The organism is Candidatus Moranella endobia PCIT (assembly GCF_000219175.1).
Lineage (GTDB): Bacteria > Pseudomonadota > Gammaproteobacteria > Enterobacterales > Enterobacteriaceae > Moranella > Moranella endobia.
In genome coordinates, this window is the sequence record NC_015735.1 from 53,469 (window position 1) to 79,255 (window position 25,787).

General features: G+C 44.6%; 22 protein-coding genes and 1 pseudogene. 6 read left to right on the forward strand and 17 right to left on the reverse strand.

All coding sequences use genetic code 11. The annotated features are described in order from the left end of the window. Positions 1-52: 52 nt before the first annotated feature. The 7 genes and pseudogenes from trpS to dut all read right to left on the reverse strand — a co-directional run bounded on the left by trpS (position 53) and on the right by dut (position 8,018). Positions 53-1,057, reverse strand: coding sequence for a tryptophan--tRNA ligase (gene trpS / locus MEPCIT_RS00255; RefSeq protein ID WP_013975463.1), 1,005 nt, complete (start codon positions 1,055-1,057; stop codon positions 53-55). 87 nt (positions 1,058-1,144) lie between these two features. Then, on the reverse strand, positions 1,145-1,957 hold the full coding sequence (rsmA, locus tag MEPCIT_RS00260; RefSeq protein WP_013975464.1) for a 16S rRNA (adenine(1518)-N(6)/adenine(1519)-N(6))-dimethyltransferase RsmA: 813 nt from the start codon (positions 1,955-1,957) through the stop codon (positions 1,145-1,147). Further along, complete coding sequence (gene pdxA / locus MEPCIT_RS00265) at positions 1,957-2,937, reverse strand: 4-hydroxythreonine-4-phosphate dehydrogenase PdxA (protein WP_013975465.1); 981 nt, start codon at positions 2,935-2,937, stop codon at positions 1,957-1,959. The genes rsmA and pdxA overlap by 1 nt, the downstream gene beginning before the upstream one ends. Then, positions 2,930-4,225, reverse strand: coding sequence for a peptidylprolyl isomerase SurA (gene surA / locus MEPCIT_RS00270; protein ID WP_013975466.1), 1,296 nt, complete (start codon positions 4,223-4,225; stop codon positions 2,930-2,932). Before surA ends, pdxA begins: the two co-directional genes overlap by 8 nt. Positions 4,226-4,287: 62 nt before the next feature. Next, the gene (lptD, locus tag MEPCIT_RS00275) at positions 4,288-6,621 is read right to left on the reverse strand and encodes an LPS assembly protein LptD (protein WP_193352873.1); all 2,334 of its coding nucleotides are present in this window, start codon (positions 6,619-6,621) and stop codon (positions 4,288-4,290) included. Between the two features lie 22 nt (positions 6,622-6,643). Beyond that, positions 6,644-7,155, reverse strand: a pseudogene (locus MEPCIT_RS02390) (GNAT family N-acetyltransferase). Between the two features lie 401 nt (positions 7,156-7,556). After that, positions 7,557-8,018 (reverse strand): dUTP diphosphatase, encoded by a 462-nt coding sequence (gene dut / locus MEPCIT_RS00285; RefSeq protein WP_193352877.1) that lies wholly within the window; start codon positions 8,016-8,018, stop codon positions 7,557-7,559. Between the two features lie 574 nt (positions 8,019-8,592). Here dut and rpmB point away from each other — a divergent pair. The 6 genes from rpmB to adk all read left to right on the forward strand — a co-directional run bounded on the left by rpmB (position 8,593) and on the right by adk (position 13,737). Continuing rightward, a complete protein-coding gene (rpmB, locus tag MEPCIT_RS00290; RefSeq protein ID WP_013975469.1) occupies positions 8,593-8,829 on the forward strand; it encodes a 50S ribosomal protein L28 in 237 nt (78 codons plus the stop codon). Positions 8,830-8,862: 33 nt separating this feature from the next. Beyond that, on the forward strand, positions 8,863-9,030 hold the full coding sequence (gene rpmG / locus MEPCIT_RS00295) for a 50S ribosomal protein L33 (RefSeq protein WP_013975470.1): 168 nt from the start codon (positions 8,863-8,865) through the stop codon (positions 9,028-9,030). Positions 9,031-9,079: 49 nt separating this feature from the next. Then, positions 9,080-9,889 carry a bifunctional DNA-formamidopyrimidine glycosylase/DNA-(apurinic or apyrimidinic site) lyase gene (gene mutM, locus MEPCIT_RS00300; RefSeq protein WP_013975471.1) on the forward strand — a complete coding sequence of 270 codons (810 nt, stop codon included), beginning with the start codon at positions 9,080-9,082 and terminating at the stop codon, positions 9,887-9,889. 528 nt (positions 9,890-10,417) lie between these two features. Then, entirely contained in the window at positions 10,418-12,586 is a 2,169-nt protein-coding gene (gene dnaX, locus MEPCIT_RS02370; RefSeq protein ID WP_013975472.1) for a DNA polymerase III subunit gamma/tau, read from the forward strand. Then, entirely contained in the window at positions 12,549-12,707 is a 159-nt protein-coding gene (locus MEPCIT_RS02525) for a DNA polymerase III subunit gamma/tau C-terminal domain-containing protein (RefSeq protein WP_158305765.1), read from the forward strand. Before dnaX ends, MEPCIT_RS02525 begins: the two co-directional genes overlap by 38 nt. A 376-nt stretch (positions 12,708-13,083) precedes the next feature. Further along, positions 13,084-13,737 (forward strand): adenylate kinase, encoded by a 654-nt coding sequence (gene adk, locus MEPCIT_RS00310; protein WP_013975473.1) that lies wholly within the window; start codon positions 13,084-13,086, stop codon positions 13,735-13,737. Between the two features lie 27 nt (positions 13,738-13,764). Here adk and nuoN read toward each other — a convergent pair whose 3' ends face one another. The 10 genes from nuoN to nuoE form a co-directional block, all read right to left on the reverse strand. Further along, on the reverse strand, positions 13,765-15,225 hold the full coding sequence (gene nuoN, locus MEPCIT_RS00315; RefSeq protein ID WP_013975474.1) for an NADH-quinone oxidoreductase subunit NuoN: 1,461 nt from the start codon (positions 15,223-15,225) through the stop codon (positions 13,765-13,767). An 11-nt stretch (positions 15,226-15,236) separates the two neighbouring features. Continuing rightward, on the reverse strand, positions 15,237-16,769 hold the full coding sequence (nuoM, locus tag MEPCIT_RS00320) for an NADH-quinone oxidoreductase subunit M (RefSeq protein ID WP_013975475.1): 1,533 nt from the start codon (positions 16,767-16,769) through the stop codon (positions 15,237-15,239). 106 nt (positions 16,770-16,875) lie between these two features. Next, positions 16,876-18,720, reverse strand: coding sequence for an NADH-quinone oxidoreductase subunit L (gene nuoL, locus MEPCIT_RS00325; protein ID WP_013975476.1), 1,845 nt, complete (start codon positions 18,718-18,720; stop codon positions 16,876-16,878). After that, the gene (nuoK, locus tag MEPCIT_RS00330) at positions 18,717-19,016 is read right to left on the reverse strand and encodes an NADH-quinone oxidoreductase subunit NuoK (protein ID WP_013975477.1); all 300 of its coding nucleotides are present in this window, start codon (positions 19,014-19,016) and stop codon (positions 18,717-18,719) included. Before nuoK ends, nuoL begins: the two co-directional genes overlap by 4 nt. Next, on the reverse strand, positions 19,013-19,561 hold the full coding sequence (gene nuoJ, locus MEPCIT_RS00335) for an NADH-quinone oxidoreductase subunit J (protein ID WP_013975478.1): 549 nt from the start codon (positions 19,559-19,561) through the stop codon (positions 19,013-19,015). The genes nuoK and nuoJ overlap by 4 nt, the downstream gene beginning before the upstream one ends. Positions 19,562-19,575: 14 nt before the next feature. Continuing rightward, a complete protein-coding gene (gene nuoI / locus MEPCIT_RS00340; RefSeq protein WP_013975479.1) occupies positions 19,576-20,118 on the reverse strand; it encodes an NADH-quinone oxidoreductase subunit NuoI in 543 nt (180 codons plus the stop codon). A gap of 18 nt (positions 20,119-20,136) precedes the next feature. Then, positions 20,137-21,078: an NADH-quinone oxidoreductase subunit NuoH gene (nuoH, locus tag MEPCIT_RS00345; RefSeq protein ID WP_013975480.1), complete on the reverse strand. Its 942-nt coding sequence runs from the start codon at positions 21,076-21,078 to the stop codon at positions 20,137-20,139. Further along, complete coding sequence (gene nuoG / locus MEPCIT_RS00350) at positions 21,075-23,807, reverse strand: NADH-quinone oxidoreductase subunit NuoG (RefSeq protein WP_013975481.1); 2,733 nt, start codon at positions 23,805-23,807, stop codon at positions 21,075-21,077. Before nuoG ends, nuoH begins: the two co-directional genes overlap by 4 nt. 106 nt (positions 23,808-23,913) lie before the next feature. After that, positions 23,914-25,263: an NADH-quinone oxidoreductase subunit NuoF gene (gene nuoF, locus MEPCIT_RS00355; protein ID WP_013975482.1), complete on the reverse strand. Its 1,350-nt coding sequence runs from the start codon at positions 25,261-25,263 to the stop codon at positions 23,914-23,916. Then, positions 25,260-25,784, reverse strand: a complete 525-nt coding sequence (nuoE, locus tag MEPCIT_RS00360) for an NADH-quinone oxidoreductase subunit NuoE (RefSeq protein ID WP_013975483.1) — start codon at positions 25,782-25,784, stop codon at positions 25,260-25,262. The genes nuoF and nuoE overlap by 4 nt, the downstream gene beginning before the upstream one ends. Positions 25,785-25,787: the final 3 nt, after the last annotated feature.

The window sequence follows — 25,787 nt, forward strand, 5'->3', positions numbered from 1 at the left end:
CTGCAGCGACTTAAACATAATGTTTAGTTAATTGTGGTTTAAAAAAAAAGCATTATTTTTTGGAAACAAAACCCAATGCTTCATGTACCTTATCTAAGGTTACGCTGGCCTGAGCGCTGGCTTTTTCTGCTCCATCGCCTAATACGCGAATTAGATATGATTCTTCAGTGCGTAGCGCATGGTAGCGGTTCTGTAACGAGGCTAGCATTTCTGATACCGCATCAGCTACCGCCATTTTGAGATGACAATACATTTTGCCGACAAACTCCTGTTCTAGCTCAGCCAACGGTATGCACGTTACGCCAGATAGAATATCCAGTAAATTGGAAATACCTGGTTTAGCTACTTGATCGTAATATATGATCGATGGTTTGTCGGTATCGGTTACCGCACGCTTTAATTTCTTGCCAACAGATTTAGGATCTTCTAGTAGAGTAATAACATTACTGCGGTTATCATCTGATTTAGACATCTTTTTAGTTGGATTTAGTAATGACATCACTCTTGCGCCAGATTTAGGAATAAAAGGATCAGGCATAGTAAAAATGTCGCCATAAAGAATATTGAAACGCTTGGCAATATCTCGGCTTAGCTCTACATGCTGTTTCTGATCTGCACCAACCGGTACATAATTTGTCTGATAAAGCAGAATATCGGCAGCCATTAGCACTGGATAATCAAACAGTCCAACGTTAATGTTGGCAGTGTTGCGAGCAGATTTATCCTTAAACTGGTTCATCCGATTCAGTTCACCAAAATAAGTATAACAATTCAATAACCAACCAAGTTGGCTATGCTCTGGTACGTGCGACTGAATGAACACTATACTTCTAGACGGATCAATACCGCAAGCTAAATAAAGCGCTAGACAGTCAAGCGTTGCTTTACGCAACTTCTGAGTATCTTGAAGAGAGGTGATGGCATGCAGGTCAACAATACAATAAATGCAATCATAATCATCCTGCATACTAATCCACTGACGCAACGCACCAATATAGTTACCAATGGTCAATTCTCCTGAAGGTTGTGCGCCACTAAATACAATCTGTTTACTCATTTTAAAAATCCTGATTAACGGAAGTGAACACCTAGATTTGGGCAACAAAATATTGGCAAGATGCGATTTTGACCTCACTTCTTGTGTTTAACAATGGCGCGCCGCCAGCAGATTAGCCAACCTATAATAATGTTCAACACTTACATTTTCCGCACGCATAGTTGTGTCGATACCTTGTTCCTCCAACTGTTGTGTACTAAAAAGCTTACCCAAGCTATTACGTAGTGTCTTACGGCGCTGATTAAATGCTAAGCTGGTCAAGAGAGATAGTTTTCTCACATCCCGGATTGGGAATGGTAGCTTATCATACGGTACCAACCGGACCAATGTCGAATAAACTTTCGGCACCGGACAGAAGGCAATCGGCGGTACTTCCAGCACTGGGATAATATTACAGTAGTACTGGGCTATTACGCTCAACCTGCCGTAAGCCTTACTATTCGGGCCAGCAATCATACGTTTAACTACCTCTTTTTGTAGCATGAAGTGCATATCAAAAATGGCATAAGTATAGCTGAATAGTCGAAAAATAAGCTGCGTAGAAATATTGTAGGGCAGATTGCCGAATACCCGCAGCTGCCGACCAAGTTTGGTGGCCAGAGCACCGAAATCTACCTTCATCACGTCCTGCTGCAGGATATTGAGCTTAGTATGTAAAGAAGGATGTTGGTCCAAACGGGCGATCAAATCACGGTCAAGCTCTATAACTGTCATACTATCGATATGCTGTGCTACCGGCTTGGTCAGAGCGCCCAGGCCAGGGCCTATCTCAACTATTGCCTGGCCTGGCTCAGGACAAATGGCGGCAACAATAGCATCAATAATCAAGATATCGTGCAGAAAGTGCTGACCGAAACGTTTACGAGTTAGATGCCCCTGATAATAGATACGGTTATTCATTATTTTATTAGTTTGATAGTTAGATTAAGAGCTGATTTTATGCTGCTAGCATCCGCATGTCCCGATCCAGCTAGCTCAATGGCAGTACCATGAGCAACGGAGGTACGAATAAATGGAAGCCCTAGCGTAATATTAACAGCTCTGCCGCATCCCTGATACTTCAACACAGGCAGACCCTGATCGTGATACATTGCGAGCACAGTATCCGCCTGTTGCAAATATTTTGGTTGAAATATAGTGTCGGCAGGTAAAGGACCGACTATATTATAATGTTGAGTGCGCAATGCATCCAGGGTAGGTGTTATCACCTCGATTTCTTCCCGTCCAAGATGGCCGCCTTCGCCGGCGTGAGGGTTCAGCCCACAAACATAGATGCACGGCTGAGCGATGCCAAATTTTTGCTGAAGATCATTGACTATAATCTTAATAACTGCGGCCAGGGAAGAGCTGGTAATTGCACTCGACACCGCCAGTAACGGCAAGTGTGTGGTCATCAAAGCAACACGCAGTGACTCGGTCACTAACATCATAACCACGCGCTCGCGGCTGCAGCGTTCGGCAAAATATTCGGTATGGCTACTGAACGACAGACCACAATCGTTAATGATACCCTTATGCACCGGACCAGTGAGCAGCGCTGCGAACTCGCCGCCAAGGCAGCCATCGCAGGCGCGGGCTAGAGTTGCTATCACATAATTACTATTGTCAGCATTGAGTTCGCCGGCAATAACCGGCGCGGGCGCCTTGATGGCAAGCACCGTTAGTTCCCCTGCAGGCCGAGGTGTAGCCGGCTCATCTGGAAGATATTGGTGTAGCCGCAGTAACATGTTGAGCTGCCGCGCCCGCGCCGCTAGTAGCGTTGGATCGGCGCAAATCACTAATTCTACCGGCCAAGCATGCTGAGCTAGCGCCACTATTAGATCGGTACCAATCCCGGCTGGTTCACCGGGGGTAATTACAATACGTTGCTGATCATTCATATTTATCGATAATTTTAACATAGGCTAATGCACGCTTTTCTTGCATCCAGGTTTGCGACTCTTCAGCAAACCGGCAGTTAAACTGCAGCCGATAAGATTGGTCTTGCTGGGCGACGTTGGTACGGACTACCTTACGTATGTCGATCAATTGAAGCAGATGCCAGCCAAAAGACGAATGCACTGGCGTGCTGACTTCATTTATTTTTAGCTGCCGCAGCGCCGCGCGGAAATCAGGGTCTAATGCCAAGGTGGAACTCCAGCCAAGATTACCTCCCTGAGGCGAGGAAAACGGGTCCTCAGAAAGCTGTTTAGCAGCAGTGTTGAAGCCAATATGGCCGCTCTTGATTTTCGACGCTATATCATCAAGCGTGAAACTTACTTGTTGATCGGTTATCACCATAGAGGTGTGCAATAGAATGTGACGCAGATTAACTTCTATTTCAGTTATTGTTTGATGGCATCCGCGTATGTCTTTCACTTTCAAGATATGAAAACCAACGCCGGAATGAATTGTGTCGATAATATGTTCTTTCTGAGTGCCTTGTTGCAAACGTGTCACAAACAGTGATGGTAGCTCTTCGAGCTTTTTCCAGCCCATCTTACCTACTTTAATAGGCTGTTGGTCAGCTGAGTCAGTTATCGCCAACTTGGTGAATATTGCTCTGCTCTTACTTAGTTTTACTAAATAATTGGCCAGAGCTGTCGCTTTATTTAGCTGATCATATGTTGGGTTTTCTGGCAGTGGAATCAGAATCTGACTCAGATTGAATTCTGCGCTGTTACCAGTTTGATAAGCGATCTGCGGCACAAGCACGTTCACTTCCTGCGGCGCAATGGCTATTCGCCGCAGAACTTTGCTATTACGCAATTCGCAAAATAGCATATTTTTATAAATTTTCATCCGGTAAGTATTGTAGTCGATGCCATCATAGACTAAGTGACGGCGCAGTTGATCGTTAGTCATGTGGTTATTGGCAGAGATATTATCGAAATTCTGATCTAGCTGTTCATTGCTGATAGTGAGGTTAGCGCGCTGGGCAAGCTGAAACATGATGTTATCCATAATCAACTGGTCACAAACTTGGCGGCGCAGCGTTGCATATGCCGGCAAAGATTGATTAAATTTCTGAGCGCCGCGCATTACCGCAGCCAACATACTGTTAACATCGCTTTCAATTACTATACCGTTGTCTACTACGACTGCAACTTGATCAATGACCTGTGACATAGCAAGGGTGCTATTGGCACCAAAAGCTAGGACTAGGATCAACGTGTTATAATGTTTCACAACTGATATATTATTAGATGAGTTGTTAAGGTGGATGAAGTTTAATATTTAATAAAAAGCCGCTACATTTCGCTGATTGGATTGGGTAACATACCCGATATCAGCATCTGGTTTTTAACTAGGCCAGAATTACTGTTCAAACCACGCAGTTCAATTTTAAATGATACCTTATTATCATAATTACTTGCACTATTTGTAGTATTCCAGCCGGTGATCTTCCGCTCATAGTTCATATTTATCGCCCAGCAGCAGTTATTATATTGCAGGCTGATAAGTTGATTAGTTGGCTGGTTGGTATTATGATCGTGATAATATGCTCCGACAATCGACAATCGCTTAACAAGCGGCCAAATGCCAATGACTCCAACTTGCGAAATGCCTTGTGTATAGCCGTTATGGCTAATACCTGAACATAACTTTTCAAGATATTGCTTACTTACGTAACGGTAGTTTAGCTGTAGTATACGATTATTGTTACACTTATACTCTAACACCGCATGGCCAAGCGTAAAGCGGTTTAGACATGATTCATATTGTAAGTTACCGCGTACTCCCCACTGGTTACTGATACGCCAGGAGCTATCTCCCGCCCATACCCAGCTGCCAATATTATTCCAAGTACTGGTGATATCACCAGTACTTGGCGGTGAGAAGTAATAAATTTTACTAACGGAGGCGTTTAACCGTTCTGCATATTGCGCGTCATAAATTCTGGTAGTAAAGCTATTCATCAATTGGTTGGCAGAAGAAATACGGTCAAGGCCACTGTAGGTACGATCACTGAACATGCCGTAGTAGTTGGTTTGAAGGATTGTGGAGTCATAAACACCAATATCGTTTTGGTAACGATAAGGGACATATAGGTACTGCAGTCGCATCTCCAGCGTTTGCATGTACTTTGGCGCGTAATTCATATTGCGCTCAAACACCAGCGAACCATCTGTTTTGAACTGCGGCAAAACGCGGTTGATAACCCCCTTCAAATGGCGACCAGTAGAAATATTTTTGTTATAATCATCTATATTTTCCTGATAATAATGGGTAGCCATCAGCTTAGTTTCGGTACTCAGCTTCCCCCAACTGTTGGTGATTGGCAGGTTGAGCGTGGGCTCGATATGCAATCGGTAGGATTCGGGATAGTATTGGTTGAGGTTGGTAAATTTTGCTGCCTGACTGAATACTTTTAGGTTAAAAGGACCAAGGTCGTGTTTATAGTAAGTCAAATCTAACTGGGGCGCTGCGTTGTAGGCAGCGCTGCTTTTGTCAAACAACTGAAACTGCTTATAAGATAGTGCGGCGTCCAAATTTTCCTTGGTATAGCCTAAACTAAATTTTTGTATGGCGTAACCATCGGTGGTACTACCATACTTTGAATCAAGATCATCGAAATAATTGTAGTCGCTAACTTTGGTGTAATCGACGTTTAAACGCCAAACTTTATCCTGGACCCCGTTGTGATGCCAATGAAGCAACCAGCGGTTGCGGTGATGATCATCACTAGCGTTATCACTACGGTAAAACCGTTCTTTGGGCAGCCAGTCAAATTCAAACAGCCCCTTTCCCCAAATAGTTAGGTAGCGTAACTCGGTCTGCATCTGGATACCACGTTTACTCAGGTATTTAGGAGTTATTGTAGCGTCGTAGTTGGGCGCCAGATTCAGGTAGTAGGGCGTGCTGAACTCCAAGCCATGATGACTGCCGTATTTAGCATGGGGAATCATCAATCCGGAACGACGTTTGTCACCTACTGGTATTTGTAAATAAGGACTGTAGAATACCGGTACTTTACCAATTTTGAAGCGAGCGTTCCAAATCTTGGCACATTGCCAATGTTTGTCATGAATAAACTCTGAACTAACCAAACTCCAGCTATTGTCTCCTTTTATACAGGAGGTAAAACTGCCGTTTTCTAATATCGTGTAGCGATTACCACGTCGTTTCATTGCAGCCGCGTCGCCACGGCCTGGTCGACCAACCATATAGTAATAACCATGATTGACATCGATATCTTTGTTATTGAGATTAAACCAAGCTTTGGTACCATGCAGTTTAATCTCATTGCTCGCATAATTGACATTGCCGGTAGCAGTAATGGTACACAGAGGCGTTTTATTTTGATCTAAGCGCCTCTGTGTCAGCTGTAATTCATTGGCAGTTAGCGTCATTTTTCTCTGCTGAATTTCAGAGTTATTACTAAACATTGCATGTTTTTGTTCATGCGTTGTAGCTGGTTTTGCCTGTTGCACTGGCTGCTTATTAAGATCGCCATTTGCTATAAGTTTATTATCGTCCAAAAAACCAACAGAACATTGCTCCGCAAGAGCTGCTTGTGCCGACTGGTAAAAGACTGACCCAATAAGGCTGGCAAGCAGCAGCAAGGCTAAACTGTGTTTCATCATCGCGCTGTTGTTTTTGACATTAGTGCTGGAATAGGCACATTCTTAGACTTATAGTATTGTGGTATGGCAATGAATAAAAATTCATTCAGTAAAACCCCTTCTCGCTTAAAACCCATTTTGGTATAGATATGGATTGCTCATGTTATCTTCATCAACAATAAAATACAGCTTATGCAGATTTAGTACCATAAAACCGAAATGTAGCGCTAGGAGGTGCGCCTTGGAAACACTAGCATAGCCTTTTTACCTTGGTGCTCTCTCTGGCGCAAGAATAGAAAATTTGGCGCGCCTATGGGCCTATGGATATAATCGATATCTACCAGGCCAATGGTAATGCCTTGCTTATCAAGAATGAACCGCCGCTCGCTCATATTATGAATATTTTTCTGGTACAGATCTGTTAACTCAACATAGGCTTCGTATGACTCTTCAACCCAGTAGCGCATCATCATTATTATTAAGCTGATGAATAAAATGTAGATCATCACGTTCCAACAGACGCAGCTTGATATTCTGATGCTCCTCAGATATTTGGCTTATTTTTTCATTATTTAACCTCGCATACTAGCGGTGGCAGATAATCATACTGATCAATAATCGGCAATTATAACAATTGCTCACCAAAAAGCCGGCAATAGCAATGGTAACAAAAACTAAGCAACCATGATCTTCGTCAGAAGCCATCGATGCCTAGTCTATTTATCAGCTTTCTGATTGAAAATTAATCAACAAGTAGCCTAAATTAGATAAATTCTACAATACTGTCAAAAAAATAACATGCGAGTTTTTATTGGAAAGTGGCGTTAACAACCACCGCAGAAGCATTTCTGCGCAGTTGTTGCTTTTAGTATTTTTTGGTTCTTTGATGATCATCACTACCTGAACAATCACTATCCATAATGTGGATATACCACAGTCCAAATTGTGAGTTACTATTGTCGACCAGAGTGGCCAAAGCCACTTTCGTTACGTTCGCTGATATTAATGAAGGAGTTAACTAAGTTAAATGTAGCCTGCACAATTGGTATAAAGACCATTTGTGCTATTCGATCCCCTGGTTCAACGATAAAAATTTCTTGGCCGCGATTCCATACTGATACCATTAATGGTCCTTGGTAGTCCGAATCAATCAGTCCAATCATATTTCCCAGGACAATACCGTGCTTATGACCCAGACCGGAACGCGGCATAATCACTGCTGCCAGATTGGGATCGGCAATGTGAATTGCTAGCCCAGTCGGCAGAAGGTGAGTCTCTCCTGGTGCTAGTACCAACGGTTCATCGATACAAGCACGTAAATCAAGACCAGCAGATCCTCTGGTAGCGTAAGCAGGAAGCGGAAAACAATCGCCAAATCGTCGATCAAGTATCTTAACGTCGATGTTGTTCATAATATATTCTGCAAAGTAAGAAGAAATAAAAATTAGCTTTGGTTAAGATGTCTACCTATAGCATACAATCATAAATAATATCAGACTACTGCTCCTCCATAACCAAGTAAAATGGACTGTAACATGGCGAAAACAATTGTTATCATCTTGCTATTGCTGATGAACAGTACAAAATCAATTACAATAATTTATTATGTCACTGTAATCAACAATGTAATCGGCTGTTAGCAGCGAAATATAGCACATATTCGTTTGTTTATGATGTTAAACCACCCATAAACAACAAATGTAGCAGCTACAAATAGCTGGTAAAGGTCCCATAACCAGATCTTTATCGTTGGTGGGATGCATAGGCGCTGTGACCAATGGTTTCTTTTTCCGCAAATATTATGTATGCTACTATTTAATGTTTAAATGTTAGGCGTAGCTTTTTAGATGAACAACATTTGCATATTATATCTTTTGGAAGACACTACGAAATAAAAATTTGCGAGCATAAATTAGCTATAATAGGCGGTTACCAACTATATTACAGCTCGAGCTGAGTTAATTGTTTTGGAGAACGGAGAACATAGATATGTCCAGAGTATGCCAAGTTACTGGCAAGCAACCGGTTAGTGGCAACAATCGCTCCCATGCAATGAATGCTACCAAACGCCGTTTTCTGCCGAATCTGCATTATCACCGTTTTTGGATGGCGCGCGAAAAACGTTTTATCAAGCTACGCGTATCTACCAAAGGTATGCGTGTAATCGACAAGAAGGGCATCGAATTAGTTTTAGCAAATATCCTTATTCGCAGTGAGAAGAGTTAAAGAAACATTAAAATAACAACCAGGAACTGAATCATGGCTAAGGGTGTTCGCGAAAATATTAAGCTGGTTTCTTCTGCTGGTAGTGGTCACTTCTATACCACCACAAAGAACAAGCGCAATAAAGCTGAAAAGATGGAATTAAAAAAATTTGATCCTGTTGTGCGCCAGTATGTGCTTTACAAAGAAGCAAAAATCAAATAATAAATAGCCTCCAGTGCTGAAATCCTGTTGATATTGAGCTTAGTAGCAGATGCCAGAATTGCCGGAAGTTGAAACTTGTCGCCGAGGGATTGCACCTTGGATAACTGGACATGCTATTTTACGAACGGAAGTACGCAATGCGCAACTACGTTGGCCAGTAGACAAAAAAATTATCGCACTACGGGATAGTTATGTGCTTAGCGTACAGCGGCGGGCGAAGTATTTGCTCTTAGAACTTGATCAAGCATGGATTATTATCCATCTTGGTATGTCAGGATGTTTACGGGTTCTGCACCAGCCGCAGCAGCTAGAAAAGCACGATCATATCGATTTAGTCATCAGCAATGGATGTATCATCCGCTATAACGATCCGCGGCGCTTTGGTTCCTGGCTATGGTGCGATAATCTACTCACCAGCCATATGTTGGTCCACCTGGGACCAGAACCACTGAGCGATCAGTTCGATAGCCGATGGCTGTATGCAAAGTCGCGTAATAAACGCACGCCGATTAAGCAGTTACTGATGGATAATAAAATTGTGGTCGGTATCGGCAATATTTATGCGAACGAATCACTATTGGTCGCTGGTATCTTACCAGGCAGATCAGCCCATTCATTAAGTGCAGAAGAAGTTGCAATTGTAGTGAATAGCATTAAACAAGTGTTGATGCGCTCAATTGAGCAGGGTGGTACTACTAGTAGAGATTTTCTACAGCCTAATGGTCAGCCAGGATATTTTATAAAAGAGCTGCAGGTTTACGGCCGGGCTCGCGAACCTTGTAAGACGTGTGGAACACCGATACAGGTAACCAAGCACAACCAAAGGAGCACTTTTTTCTGTTATGAATGTCAGCATTAATTTGTAAAAATAGTACAGAATTAGTGGTCGGATTACGGTACAGCTTGCAATATTGAAGCTCCCAGTAGAAAACTGCTACTTACCCAATTTTTGGCATACTGCATTAATATAACATTGATTTTATCAGTCATAATATTGACTGACTGGCCCGGCGTCGCGGTTACGTATTTTGTTACAATTGTTCGTTCCATAGCAGCCATAAAATCAGGCTCAAGCAAATTCAGCAGGCGCGAAAACGCGCCCTGGTTCTCATGACGGCCGTAGTACAGGCGATCATCCTAATTCTCATGGGTTAGAGACCACAGGTAATTAACCTTAACCAATTAACCAGCTAGCTGGCTATTGCTACACGTATCTTGGACATTAAAATCTGTCGTACAATTAGTACTGGAATTGCGTGCGCTGCTGCTAACAAATTATGACCGCCACGTTGATAAAACTTGGCCACAGCTAGGTTTCATAGGGTTCAATTAGGATATGTTTAGGATATGTTAACATAATCATGTTTTCTTACTTTAATTGCGATTAATGAGCTATCACGTACTTGCCCGTAAGTGGCGACCAAAAAAAATTTCAGATGTAGTAGGTCAGGAGCATGTTCTGACGGTGATAACAAACAGCCTGTCATTAGGCAGGCTCCATCATGCCTATTTTTTATCTGGCACCAGCGGCGTGGGAAAAACGACTATCGCGCGTATTCTGGCGAAAGGAATGAATTGCGCAACAAGCATTACTGCCTCACCTTGTGGTCAATGCGATAATTGCCGTGAAATTGAGCAGGGACGTTTCGTTGATCTGATAGAAATCGATGCCGCCTCGCGTACCAAAGTTGAAGATACCCGTGAGCTACTAGATAATGTCCAGTACGCACCTGCACGCGGAAGATTTAAAATATACCTCATAGATGAGGTACATATGCTTTCCCGTCACAGCTTTAATGCGCTGTTAAACACACTGGAAGAACCGCCAGCGCATGTAAAATTTTTACTAGCAACAACTGAACCGCAGAAAGTACCGTTAACCATTCTGTCACGATGTTTGCAATTTCACTTAAAAGCGCTAGACATTGAGCAAATATGTATCCAACTGACGAAAGTCTTGCAACTAGAACAGATTGCAGCAGAGCCACGTGCGCTGTCACTTCTAGCCCGCGCAGCTAATGGTAGTATGCGTGACGCACTTAGTCTGACCGATCAAGCTATCGCCATGGGGCAAGGAGAGATACGAACTGAAGCAATCCGCCTCATGCTCGGTAAACTTACCACTGAGCAGCCGCTGGCTATTATAGAGGCGCTGCTAGATGCTGACGGTAGCGGCATGCTAGCGCAAATTGCGCAATACGCAGCTCGCGGGATGAATTGGGAAGGTCTGCTTATTGACATTCTCTCATTGCTTCACCGTTTAGCAATGTGGCAAATATTGCCCAACAAATTTAACGATGAGGAAGATCATGGAATATTATCTCGTTTGATTACAGTGGCTAGTCGCCTTCATCCAGAAGATTTACAACTTTATTACCAAACCCTACTGATAGGGCGTAAAGAGCTATCTTTTGCGCCAGACCCGAGGATGGGGGTTGAAATGACCCTCTTGCGTGCACTAGCATTTCATCCAGCCACAGTGGAAGTATTTACTTCCCACCCTCAGGGTGAAACTAATAAATTTAGCGCTGATACATCCCCAGGTAGCACTTCCTTAATGGTTACACCTAGTAGTACCACCCCCCTAGCTGCCAACACTGATGATGATCAGGTCGCAGTTTCACTGTGCTCAGAACCACAAAAAATAGCAGCGGGGCACGCTTGTCATACTAGGATTCCTCCTACACCTGATGATTATTATATCAGGCAGAATGCTAATGGCTTCAATAAAGCTGAAATAGCTATACCAGAGAATAATTCGATTGCTGGCGTTCCACCGGCAGCAGCACAATCATTAACATTTGATCATACTGCTTTGCCAGTAGTAGGTGATATATCTTCCCCACTAGCAGCAGCAGCTACCGTAGATAAAATGGTCATGCAGCAGCCGGTGCATACTGCCATCGACTTGAATAATACGCCTGATTTGTCACTAGCAGGTGATCGCCCATTGCTGGACACAACTACGCAACTATTACATGCCCGCACCGCCTTACTACGCAGTCAGGAGAAAAAAAAAGTATGCACCCACCCAGAACAACCCACTTGCCAGCAAGCTATCAGCAAACTAGCTCGACTGGCAGTAGTAGGCGAACGCACCCCGCCGTGTCAGATGATGATAGAAGGGGAAAAATTGATGCAACAACAAGCTAACAGACCAGTGACTTACCACTGGCGTGCCAAACAACATCCCAACGTTGAATCAGCTCCAGTGACGACTACGCAAAAATTGCGTACTAAGCTTGAACATGAAAAGAAGCAGGAACAAGCGTTATGTCTGGAAGTAGAATTGCTGGAACGCGATTCCTGGGCGGCACAGGTGCATCGACTGGTAATACCCAAGCTAGTGCAGCAGCTGGCCCTAAATTCCTGGAAAGAAGAGTTGGCACCAGGTAAGATATGTCTACACCTACGAACTTCGCATAACCATCTAAATTCTGTTACAGCGCAAATATTACTGCGTGATGCTTTGAGCACCGATATAGGTTTGCCGGTTATATTAACAGTTATGGAAGATGATGAGCTCGCCAATAAAACACCAATGGAATGGCGGTAAAACAATTTATGAAGACAAGCTGATGCTGGCAAGGGGAAAAATTATGGCAGATGCGCATATTAAAATGCTGCAGAGATTATTTGACGCCGAATTAGATGAAGCAAGTATACAACCAGTATAACTATCTATGATTGCAGGGCAAAAAAATATTACTCTGACAGAGTCAATTGTATTGACTTGACTATATTGACGTCAGTAAATCAGATCAATCGCTATACATAGCACAACAAATGCTTGAGCTTTTTGTTAATTATGTCAAATGTTATCGCCGCAAGCGTATCAAACATAGTTGAACTAATGACATAACGACGTAACAGGCCATGCCGGAAAAACTATATTTGAACTAAATTCGCAGCACCAACTAACTAATAAAAGTACCGAAAGACAATATGACGACTGCTGACCGCATCAGCATGTTAAGCAAATTGATTGTACTATATACAGTCTGTTTGATCTTAATATCCTTGTATTTAGATAAGAAGAGGAGGATTGATAAGATGCGTATCATGTTACTGGGCGCTCCAGGTGCTGGCAAAGGCACTCATGCAAAATTTATCATGGATAAGTACAGTATTCCGCAAATTTCTACCGGTAATATACTACGTACCGCTGTGGATGCGCAATCAGAACTAGGTAAGCAAGCCAAAGTTCTCATGGATGCAGGTAAACTAATAAACGATGAACTGATGATCGCACTTGTCACAGAACGCATCAAACAAAACTATTATCGTAATGGATTTGTGCTAGAGGGTTTTCCCCGTACCATGGCCCAGGCTTATGCTCTGAAAGAGGCGGGTATAGTAATGGATTATGTACTTTTCTTCGAAATACCTGATTCAATTATTATTGAACGCATCGTTGGTCGCCGTGTGCATGTACCTTCAGGCAGGATTTATCACGTTAAGTTCAACCCACCTAAACAAGAAGGTAAGGATGATATAACCGGCGAACCATTGACAACCCGCACAGATGATAAGAAGTACACGCTTCATAAACGTTTGATGGAATACTATCAACAAACCGTACCCCTAATTGACTATTATCATCAAGAAGCAGATAAGGGTAAGATAAGATATTACCAGCTCGACAGTACCCGCAATGTGAATGATATCAGCGCCGAACTGACCGCTATTCTTGAGCACGATAACTAACATCATAACTGTTGAAAGATTATAGCATCATAGCAAAGGCTGTGCCAACTGCACTAGCGTAATTAGTGGCTGAGGATATAACCCCAGAAGCAATACTAACAGTGAGCATAGCAGTAACATAATACCACCTGCAGTTAGCGCCCAATTGGAATATGTATCTATTCTGCGGTTTTTCGGTGGAGATAGGTACAGTATAACTACAATACGCAAGTAGTAAATCATTCCAATGATACTACCGACGATCATTGAACCGGTCAGCCAACCTAGATGACTTTTAACTCCTAGTACAATAATGTAGAACTTGTCGATAAAACCTAATGTCATTGGGATCCCCGCAAGCGATAACATCATCACCGTCAACACCGAAGACAAGAGCGGCTTATGCCAAAATAAACCGCGGTAATAATATAACGAATCCACATCCTGGCCGGAGTATGGACTAGACCGCAGGCTAATAACGCCGAACGCCCCTAAGCTTGCTAACATGTACCCTACCAGATATATTCCAACAGTTTCAAACGCCAGCTTATGGGACTGCAATGTCATTAACCCCACTAGTAAATAACCAAGATGGGTCACGGAAGCATAGCCAAGTACCCGTTTAATATTATTTTTTTGGCTAAAGGCCATCATGTTGCCGCACAACATGGAAGCGAAAGCAATAACAGCTAACAAAAAACGTACCACTGCGTTATTTGTCAACGGTGCGTATAGTAAGAAGCGCATAACAGAAGCAAAAATTGCAATTTTATTGGACGTTGCTAGGAAGATTGCAACTGGTGCGGGCGCGCCCTGATAGACATCCGGCGTCCACAAGTGAAAAGGCACCAGTGACAGCTTAAAGCCCAGTCCAATGATCATCATGCCAAAACCTGTCAGCAGCATCGGCTGAGTCAGCATGCCATCATTGAGCGCTTGACCAATACCATTAAAAGAAAGTTGGCCGGTACTGACATATACTAGCGCCATCCCAAATAGCAGGAATGATGAAGCAGCCGAAGACAACAGCGCATATTTTATGCTGGCCTCCAGAGATTTTTTTTGTTTGAACGTGTATCCAACCATGCCGAATAATGGTATAGACATCAGTTCAGCACCAAGGAATAACGTTGTAAGATGATTGGCGTAGGCAAGTAGGATACCGCCTATAGTCGCAATAAGTAATAGTAGATAAAACTCATCGCGGTTACCTGAATACCCAGCAAGCCAAGCGTAAGCAAGAGTACTAGTCGCCAGGCTTACCATCAAAACAAGCCCCGTATAAAATATAGCAAAACCGTCGACACGAATCAGTGGCGTCACATCTAACGGGCCATTACGCACCACGTACCACAGAGATAGCATCGCCATGCTAAGCCCGAGCGTAGTCAGTATGACATTGATAAAGTGCTTGCGTCGCCAAGCAATGCATAACATCACCACTACTACCGTTAACCCAATGATTAACAGCGGTAATAATGCAATCAATTGTTGAACAGTTATGGTCATAGCTAATTTAATTACAGCCTGTTCGTTGCCATAATGGAACAGGCATTGACGGCAAACCAATGTTGAAGATTACTAATTGTGGCAGCTGAGGTATCCATAATTGGCTGCGGGAATAATCCAAGCAGTACTAATAGTAAGACGAGTAACAACATAATCCACCGTTCAAGCAGTGTTATATCAGGTAACGGCTTGGTATATGTTACCGGACCGTAGTACGTACGCTGTATCATAACAAGTGAGTAGATCGATGCAAATATTAGACCAAACGTTGCAATCAACGTAATTACAGGAACTATAGAAAAACTACCGAATAAAATATTAATTTCACCAACAAAATTTCCTGTGCCTGGCATACCGAGCATTGCGACGGCGAAGAATAGCGAGAGTGCAGGAATTAAGCCAAGTCGACCCCACAAACCGCCCATATGCCGCATATCTCTGGTATGTAGGCGCTCATACAGCTGGCCGCAAACAATAAACATGCCGGTTGCCGACAGACCGTGTGCAATCATATGCACTACCGCACCCTGATAGGACAATTGGTTACCGTTGTATATGGCGATCAACATCAAGCCCATGTGGGACAAGCTAGTATAAGCCACGAAACGCTTGATGTCGTTTTGCGCGAATGCTAGCCAGGCGCCGTAAAATATCCCCACTACACCCAGTAACATGGCAATGGGAGCGAACTGGTGCGAAGCGTGGGGAAATAATGGTATACTAAAACGCAACATACCGTAAGCTGCTGTTTTCAACACAATACCCGTCAAGTCTACAGAACCGGCAGTAGGAGCCTGACTGTGGGCGTCTGGTAACCAGCCGTGCAGAGGTACTACCGGCATTTTAACCGCGAAGGCTAAAAAGTAGCCTAGCATCAATAGATACTCTATTCGTTCCGACATGGGAGTACACAAAAGATCTTCATAATTAAAGGTCCAGACACCAGTAGCATTATAGTGCACCAACACCAGGCCAAGGATAGCTACCAACATGAACAAACCACTGGTCTGGGTATAGATAAAAAATTTAGTTACCGTAGTCATACGCGACTTACCACCGTAAGCGTGATGTCCCCATAGGTAGATGAGAAACCACATTGGTACCAACATCATTTCCCAGAAAAAAAAGAAGAGAAACATATCAATGGCCAGCAAAACGCCGATAACAGCACCCAAAATCCACAGCAAATTAAGATAGAAGACACCATTTTCAAGCTGAATTTCCCGCCAGGAGCAGAGAATAGCTAACACCCCTAGCAAACCGGTCATTACTACCATCAGCAACGATAGGCCGTCCAAAGCAAGATGTATGCTGATCCCAAATCGTGGAACCCATGGGATAACATACTCCACCTGCCATTGCGGCAACCCTTGGGCTTTAGCCGGTATGTATCCTCCCAGCCGCCATAACAGCACTGAAAGCATTAGTGTCAGCCCCATAGTAATCAAGGCAATCCACTGAGGTAGTCTGGTACCGAAACGCTCGCATTGCCAACATAGTAGCCCGCCGAGAAAGGGTAGAATAATTAGCCAAGGTAATAGCATGGCGTTTTTTGTCCCTCATTATACAATTACTCGCTACGAGTATCGGCGGTTAAATAGTTTATAACTACCGGCCGCTCTTAGCGGGAAGACGTAAAACGTGGGATATTTAAACAACAACCAAAATACCCACAACGAACACAGTTCCTAAACACAACGATGTTATATACCAACGTAGCTGCCCATTTTCACTTACCGTCAGGCTATGTCCAATCCAGCGTGGCAGCCGAGCTGGAAAATTAATAATAGTTTCTAGCGGATCACGCGCCAGCCGCCGCACAATATTCATATAGGAGTTAACAAATATTCTATTATATAACTGATCGAATCCCCAGTGGTTATACCACCAGACGGTTAATAAACATCCTATTGAACTGGTGGCAAAGGTCTGTATAAGCCGGCTTTTACCGAGCCATAGGGCCATAGCCAGGTAAATACCGATGATAACAACAACGCTAGAAGCAATTTTCATCGCCAAGTGACCTTCATGATCAAACTTGCTGGCTGGCAAGACTCCTGCTAATGGTGGCGTAATCCAGGCTACGATAAAGGTAGAACATACCATCAGTACCAACAGCGACATATGATGACTGATACTACTACAAGCTTGGGTATTGATCTTTGCCTCACCGTGAAATACGATAAATATCATGCGGAATGTATATACTGAAGTTAAGAAGGCCCCAACCATACCAGCTAGCATTAGTAGACTATGGCCACTAGCTAACGTCCCCCATAGGATAGCATCCTTAGAGTAGAAGCTTGCAGTCACAATTGGCATCGCTGATAGCGCTGCACCACCTACCAAACAGCAAAGATAGACTAGCGGCATCGACTTTTTCAAACCCCCAATTTTGAAGATATTTTGCTCGTGGTGACAGGCAAGGATCACTGAACCTGAGGCTAAGAATAATAGTGACTTGAATAAAGCGTGGGTTATTAAGTGATGAATTGCCGCCTCCCATGCTTGCACACTAAGAGCGAGAAACATGTAACCTATTTGGCTCATGGTGGAATAGGCTAGTAAACGTTTGATATCTGTTTGCACTAAAGCGGCTAAACCTGCCAGCATAAGCGTGATCGCACCAATAATCCCCACTATGTACAACACCTCTGGCGCTAGTAAGAACAAGCCATGGGTACGAGCAATAAGATATACGCCAGCGTTCACCATGGTAGCAGCATGGATCAAAGCAGATCCCGGTGTCGGACCGGCCATGGCGTCCAGCAGCCAGTTTTGTAGAGGCAGCTGCGCTGATTTCCCTACCGCACCGCAAAAGATCAGCAAAGTTGCCCACTTAATTGCTAAGGAGCCTTCCACCAGTTTTTTGGGTGCCAGTACCATAAGATCACTAAAATTTAGTGTTCCTAGCTGTTTATAAAGGATAAATAACGCGCAAGCTAGCAACAAATCGCCTATTCGCGTCATGATGAAAGCCTTCATCGCAGCGGTGCCATTTTTTGATTCAGTGTAGTAGAAGCCGATCAGTAGATAGCTGCAAAGCCCAACAACTTCCCAACCTAGATACATCAGCAACAAGTTATCTGCAAGTACCAGTAACAGCATGCTGGCGATAAATAAATTGGTATAGGCGAAAAAACGAGAATAACCATCTTCCCCACGCATGTACCAAGAGGCGTAAAGATGAATAAAAAAACCGATGCCAGTTACGACTGACTGGATCGTCAATGATAAACAGTCAAGACTAAGGGTGATGGAAATTGGTAAATTACCAACAGTAATCCAGTGCCATAGTGTTTGGGTAAAAACAGTTGTTCCTTCGCCAAACGTACTGTAAAAATTCCATCCCACCCAAACTGTAGCCAACGCCGATAGTCCAACGCTGCTAACACCAACTGTTGCCACCATGTTTTCAGACCAGCGACCGCCAGAGAAAGCAAGTAGCAGGAAACCAACCAGGGGAAATAAGATGGTTAAATATAGTAGGTTCATCCGTGCATCTCACTAACTGTATCGATATCCAGGGTACGGTTGAGGTGCAATTGCAACAGCAGTGCTAGGCAGATGCTGGCCTCCACGGCAGCCAAGGTAACCACTAAAATATACATTATCTGACCGTCTGCCTGACCCAAATAGCTGCCGGCAACAATAAAAGCCAGTGCCGATGCGTTGATTGCTATTTCCAGACCCAAGAGCATAAATAGCAAATTACGACGAATAATCATGCCAGTCAGTCCGAGTACAAACAAAATAGCAGCCAGAATGAGACCGTGTGATAATGGGATCATACTTGATCCTCCCCTTCGGTAATCTTGGTTACCTGGTATAGGGGCAAGTTACCTCGATCTTCGCGGCCCAGATGGAACGCAACTACCAGCCCAGCTAATAGCAACATGGAAGCAAGTTCCACAGCCAAAACATATGGACCGAATAGCTCAATGCTAACGGTTTTAGTCGTAATTAGTTCACCCAAGATGCCGTGATTGCCGGTGCCAGCCAGCGCACGGACCAATATTGCAAGCTGCACCAGCGCCAAAATCGACGGTCCGAGCCAGAACTGAGGACGAAGCAGCAAGGCATATTTATTCTTTTCGTGACTGCCGCTTACATTAAGCATCATTACCACGAAGACAAACAATACCATTATAGCACCAGTATAAACGATAATTTCCATAGCTCCGGCGAGGTAGGCACCTAATGAGAAAAATACCCCAGCTATAGCCATTAGCGAAATAATTAAATACAAAAGAGCATGTACCGGCTGGGTATGAGTTATCACGCGTAAAGTAGCTAGCACCGCCACCAAGCCGGAAATATAAAATGCAAATTCCATGCCAGTATCTATCCTTAAGGTAGCAAGTTTTTTACGTCAATCGGTTTAGTCTCTTTTTCCGCCTCGCCTTTGTTTTTGCCAGTGATCGCAATACCAGTCATGCGGTAGAAATTGTATTCTGGATATTTACCAGGCCCCGAAATCAATAAATCGTCTTTTTCATACACTAGATCCTGTCGCTTGAATTCACCCATCTCGAACTCTGGGGTTAGTTGAATAGCAGTGGTTGGACAAGCCTCTTCGCAAAGACCGCAGAAAATACAGCGGGAGAAGTTAATACGGAAGAATTGTGGGTACCAGCGACCGTTTGTGTTTTCTGCTTTTTGCAGCGATATACAGCCGACCGGGCAAGCAACCGCGCACAAGTTACAAGCAACGCAGCGCTCATCGCCGTTAGGATCACGTGTTAACACGATTCTACCACGGAAACGGGACGATGTATTTACTGGTACGTCCGGGTACATGCGCGTTTCACGTTTATTAAAAGCTTGCATTCCAATCATCCAGATGCTACGCAGAGTGGTCCCACAGCCAATCACTAAATCTTTTAATTTCATTATTACTCTAACCCTTAATTAAGGCGTATTATACAAGATGATCGCTGCGGTCGCTAACAGGTTAAGTAGCGTCAGCGGTAGACATATTTTCCAGCCTAGTACCATCACCTGGTCGTAGCGTGGACGGGGTAAAGCCGCGCGTATCAGGGTAAACATCACCATAAAGAACATGGTTTTTACAACGAACCAGAGAAATGGTGGTAACCAAGATCCCTGCCAACCACCAAAGAACAGCGTCACCATCAGTGACGAAATAGTGACGATACTGATATATTCGCCGATGAAGAACATGCCAAACTTCATCCCAGAGTATTCGGTGTGGTAACCAGCAACCAGCTCTTGCTCTGCTTCCGGCTGATCAAATGGATGTCGATGACATACAGCGATACTAGCCAAAGAAAAAGTTATAAAACCACAGAATTGCGGTACCACGTTCCACAGGTGCGACTGCGCATTAACGATATCACCCAGATTGAAAGAACCAGTCTGCGCTACCACGCCCATCATAGACAGACCAAGGAATACTTCATAGCTTAGCGTTTGCACTGAGGCGCGCATAGCCCCTAACAGGGAATATTTGTTATTGCTCGACCAGCCGGCAAATAGCACAGCATAAACTGCTAGCCCAGCCATCATCAAAAAGAATAGTATGCCGATATTGAAATCGGCCACTACCACGGTTGGACTAATTGGCACAATAGCAAAGGTAATTAGCATTGATGTAAAAGCGATAACTGGTGCTAATATAAAAATAACACGGTCGGCGAACGGAGGTATCCAGTCCTCTTTAAAAATGATCTTCAATACATCGGCTAACAGCTGTAACGAACCTCCCCACCCAACGCGATTAGGGCCATAGCGATTTTGAAATAAACCTAACAGACGCCTTTCGATAAAGCTCATGTAGGTACCACAGGTTACTACCGTAAGTAGAATGAATACTACCTTTATCCAACTCATAGTGTAGCAACCCGCAGATCAAAAACGTGCTGTCCTGCAAGGATCGGTGGAATACCAGGCAATCCCAGCGGTAAACCAATTTGACCCTGACTTAGGTGATTGCTAAACCGTACCGGGAGACGTAATTCTAGACCATCACAGGTGAATGCAAGTAACGTACCACTGTCAACACCTATTTTAGCAGCGTCATCTGGGTTCAACATAACATATGGTATTGGCATCCGTTCCTGGATCACAGGAGAATGCTGCGAAGTCTCATCACTGCCGAATAGGTGCCAATAGGGAGCAATCAGCCAACTACCGTCCTCGGCCTGAGTGAAAGCGTCCGGAATATTACTGAAGTAGTCCAGCAGTACCTCACCAGCTTCAAAAAGCCTCACTCCCGGGTCACCGTGGCATAAATGACCGCCTACTTCATTCTGAAATTTGTTCCAGGCCTGTGGTGAGTTCCAGCCAGGTGCCCAAGCAAAAGCCACATGTTGGCGGGGCGCTTTAGTTGCATTGTTACCCTCCATGGAGAAGGAAAACATGGTATCATGATCCTGTGGTGCGCGCTGTTCATGCACATTAATATTGGCCAGCATAGCAGTTCGTCCGCTGTAGCAGTGTGGCGCCCGCGCAAGTTTCTGGCCATGAATGCGAAAGCTAGCTTCCGGTGCAGCGGACTTGATCCCAGCCAGTTGTGGTAGTGCCTTTGCCGCTGCATCGATAATATGGTCCAGCTGCGTCCAGTCAAGCTGGTGGCGGTTTAGATAAGCCGATTGCAGCGAATGTAGCCAGCGCCAACTTTCCCGTATGATTACTTTATCATCATAGTATGAAGGATCATAAACCTGAAAGAAGCGCTGCGCGCGACCTTCCTGATTAATTAGTGTACCGTCACTTTCGGCAAAGCTAGCCGCAGACAGGATAAGATGTGCCTTATCGTGTAGTGCAGTATATTGGTGATCCAACACAATAAGGTTATTAACTTTGGCTAACGCCGCTTCGATGCTCGCAGCTGGCGCATGGCGATAAAGATCATTTTCCAGCACGATAACACTATCCGCTGCACCCTGCTCCAGGGCATTTAGAGCATCATCCAGTCTACCACCTTCCATCATTGCTAGACCCATGCTGTTGGCGCTAGCGGCGATAAAGCTAATACCAACATCTTTACCAATACTTCTCAAGGCGCGGGCAACATTAGCGGAAGCGGCGATCACCGCTTCGCTTCCAGCATGGCTACCAGAGATAATCAGCGGCTTGCGTGCGCTGGCTAGCGCCAGCACCACCAAGTTTATTTTGCGCTTGAGCCATGCATTCAAGCCAGTTACAGCAGGCGCCGTTTCGTCCAGCGCATGAGCGATAGCAAAACCAAACCGCGCCTGATCATCCACCGGAGCGCAATAGCTCCAGGTAGCAATATCATCCAGGCTAGTTTTGTCAACATTAGTAACAAACAGCGGATGCTTAGCATTTTGGCCGATATTACTGATGGCGGCTATCTGCCAATCTGCAAATTTTTGAGCTGCGGCCATTTCCCTTGCCTTGCCTTTCACGGCCTGACGTACCGCCAGTGCGGCGCGCGCTCCTGTTTGAGTCAAGTCCTCCCCAAGCACAAGTACCGCATCGTAATTTTCTATTTCACGTAATGATGGTGTGCGGATGCCGCCATAGCGCAAAACATTAATTATCAGTTCCAACTGGTTGTGTTCACCGCCTGCTACACCATTATAGAAATTCTCTGGACCTACTAGTTCGCGCAGAGCGAAATTGCTTTCGATACTTGCTCGTGCAGAGCCGATCCCTATGATTTTGCTTGCCTGGCGCAGCGCAGCAGCGGCGCTATGCATTGCCTGGTTGGCGTTGAGCGCAATCCAGGTGTCGCCGCGCCGCTGCAGTGGTTGACGTGGACGTTTTGTTAGATTGACGTAGCCGTAGCCGAAACGTCCGCGATCACACAGAAAATAATGGTTGACGCTGCCATTATAGCGGTTTTCAATTCGTCGCAGTTCTCCATATCGTTCACCAGGGCTGGTGTTACAGCCAATACTACACTGTTGACATATGCTGGGGGCAAACTGCATATCCCATTTACGGTTATAGCGCTCAGAATGAGTTTTGTCGGTAAAAACTCCTGTCGGGCAGATTTCCACCAGATTACCAGAGAACTCACTCTCCAGCACTCCTTCATGAGGACGGCCGAAATAAACATTGTCATGGACACCATACACGCCAAAATCGACGCCGTCGGCGTAATCCTTATAGTAGCGGACGCAGCGGTAGCAAGTGATACAACGGTTCATGTCATGGGAAATAAACGGTCCCAAATACTGATTGCGATGGGTGTGCTTAGTAAAGCGGTAGCGACGAAAATTATGCCCGGTCATAACCGTCATATCCTGCAAGTGGCAGTTACCACCCTCTGCACAAACGGGACAATCATGCGGATGATTAATCATTAACAACTCTACTACCATTTTGCGGAACTGTTGTGCTTCATCATCAAAGATAGAAATAACAAGACCATCAGTGGCTGGAACCATACAGGACATTACCAATTTGCCCCTAGTATCATCGGAGTTTTGGTATTGCTTGACAGCGCACTGTCGACAAGAACCGACGCTACCAAGCGCAGGATGCCAGCAAAAGTAAGGAATATCGAGACCTAGAGATAGACAAGTTGCCAATAAATTATCAGATTCGTTAACCGCGTATTCTTTACCATCTACATTAATGGTAGCCATAATAAGCATGCTCAGGTGAGATCCACTCATCAAAGTGGGCGTTAATTAAAAATGTGCTAAGAGGGGGCAGCAAAGCACTTGCTCTATCTTGCTAGATCTGCCCGATTTACCAACGCAATTGTAATAGATTAGGCTGAACGCCAGCGATGGCGCGGACATTATTAAATAAATCGGTTCTGATGCCAGCTTCAAATTCGGCGCGAAAATATTTAAGCGCGCTTTGCAGCGGCTCAACTGCTCCAGTAGCATGGGCGCAAAAAACTTTGCCAGGACCAAGGAAGCGGCATAGCTGATCAATAGTTTCAATATCGCCCGGCTGACCGTGACCGTTTTCTAGAGCACGTAGCAGTTGGACAATCCAAGGCAGTCCATTTCGGCATGGCGTACACCAACCGCAAGATTCACGAGCGAAAAACTCTTCAAGATTGCGTGTTAATGAAACCATGTTTATTTTATTGTCCACAGCTATTGCCAACGCGGTACCGAGCCTACTACCAGCCTTTAAGATGTGCTCAAAGTCCATCGGTAGATCCAAATAATCCGGTGGAAGAAAGTCGGTTCCGGCACCACCTGGCTGCCATGCTTTCAAGGTCAATCCATTGTGCATGCCACCGGCGTAATCCTCTAGGAGCTCGCGCGCGGTAATGCCAAATGGCAGCTCCCAGACGCCAGGATTTTTTACTCGTCCAGAGAAACCCATCAACTTAGTACCAGAGTCGATGCTATTACTGGAGGAAAGACCTTGATACCAGTCAACTCCATGCTCTAAAATTGCGGGCAAATTACATAAGGTTTCGACGTTATTAATACAGGTTGGTTTGCCCCAAGCACCGGCGCTAGTGGGAAATGGTGGTTTGGAGCGTGGATTAGCACGCCGTCCTTCCAGCGAATTAATGAGCGCTGTTTCTTCGCCGCAGATATAGCGACCAGCACCAGTGTGGATGAGTAGTTCTAAATCAAAACCGCTACCCAGAATATTTTTGCCTAACAAGCCTGCATCTGTTGCCTCGGCAATCGCGCGACGCAAATGCACGGCTGCTGCAATATACTCACCGCGCAGAAAAATATAGCCACGGTATGTTCTGAGAGCAAAGGAGGCTATCAACATACCCTCTACTAACAGGTGAGGCAACTGTTCCATGAGTAGACGGTCTTTATAAGTACCAGGTTCCATTTCATCAGCATTGCACAGCAAATAACGAATGTTAATGGCTGGATCTTGTGGCATTAGGCTCCACTTCAAACCAGTGGGAAAACCAGCACCGCCGCGTCCTTTCAAGCCTGAATCTTTCACAATTTTTATGATATTGTCCTGCGCAAGACTACTCAGTGCCTTGCGCGCACCAAAATAACCATTTTTACTTTGATATTCTTCTAACCACACCGGCTGCTGATCATCACGAAGCCGCCAGGTTAACGGGTGTGTTTCTGCTAAGTTAACAATAGGTTTGTTCATCGATATTGCTCAAGCAGAGAGCCAAGACATTCCGGCGTCAGATGTACGTGGGTATCTTCATTCACAAGCATAGTTGGACCCTTGTCGCAATTACCTAAACAACAGATTGGCAGCAGTGTGAACTTACCGTCAGAAGTTGTCTGACCAGGCTTAATATTCAATAACTGCTCAAGAGCAGCTTGAATTGCCTGATAACCATTAATATAGCAGACGACACTATCGCAATACCGGATAACGTGGCGGCCGACCGGCTGACGGAAAATCTGACTATAGAAAGTTGCTACATCTTCAACATCACTGCCGGAAATGCCTAGCAATTTGGCAATGGCAAATATCGCCCCATCTGGTACCCAGCCGCGATTTTTCTGAACAATTTTAAGCGCTTCTATCGAAGCGGCGCGCGCATCTTCGTAATTTTGCTTTTCATGCTCAATTGCTTCTTGCTCATCGCTACTAAGCTCGAATATTTCGGTTGAGATGTCTAGCTCTACTGCCGCATGCTTTGGAATATGTTGTTGCATAAT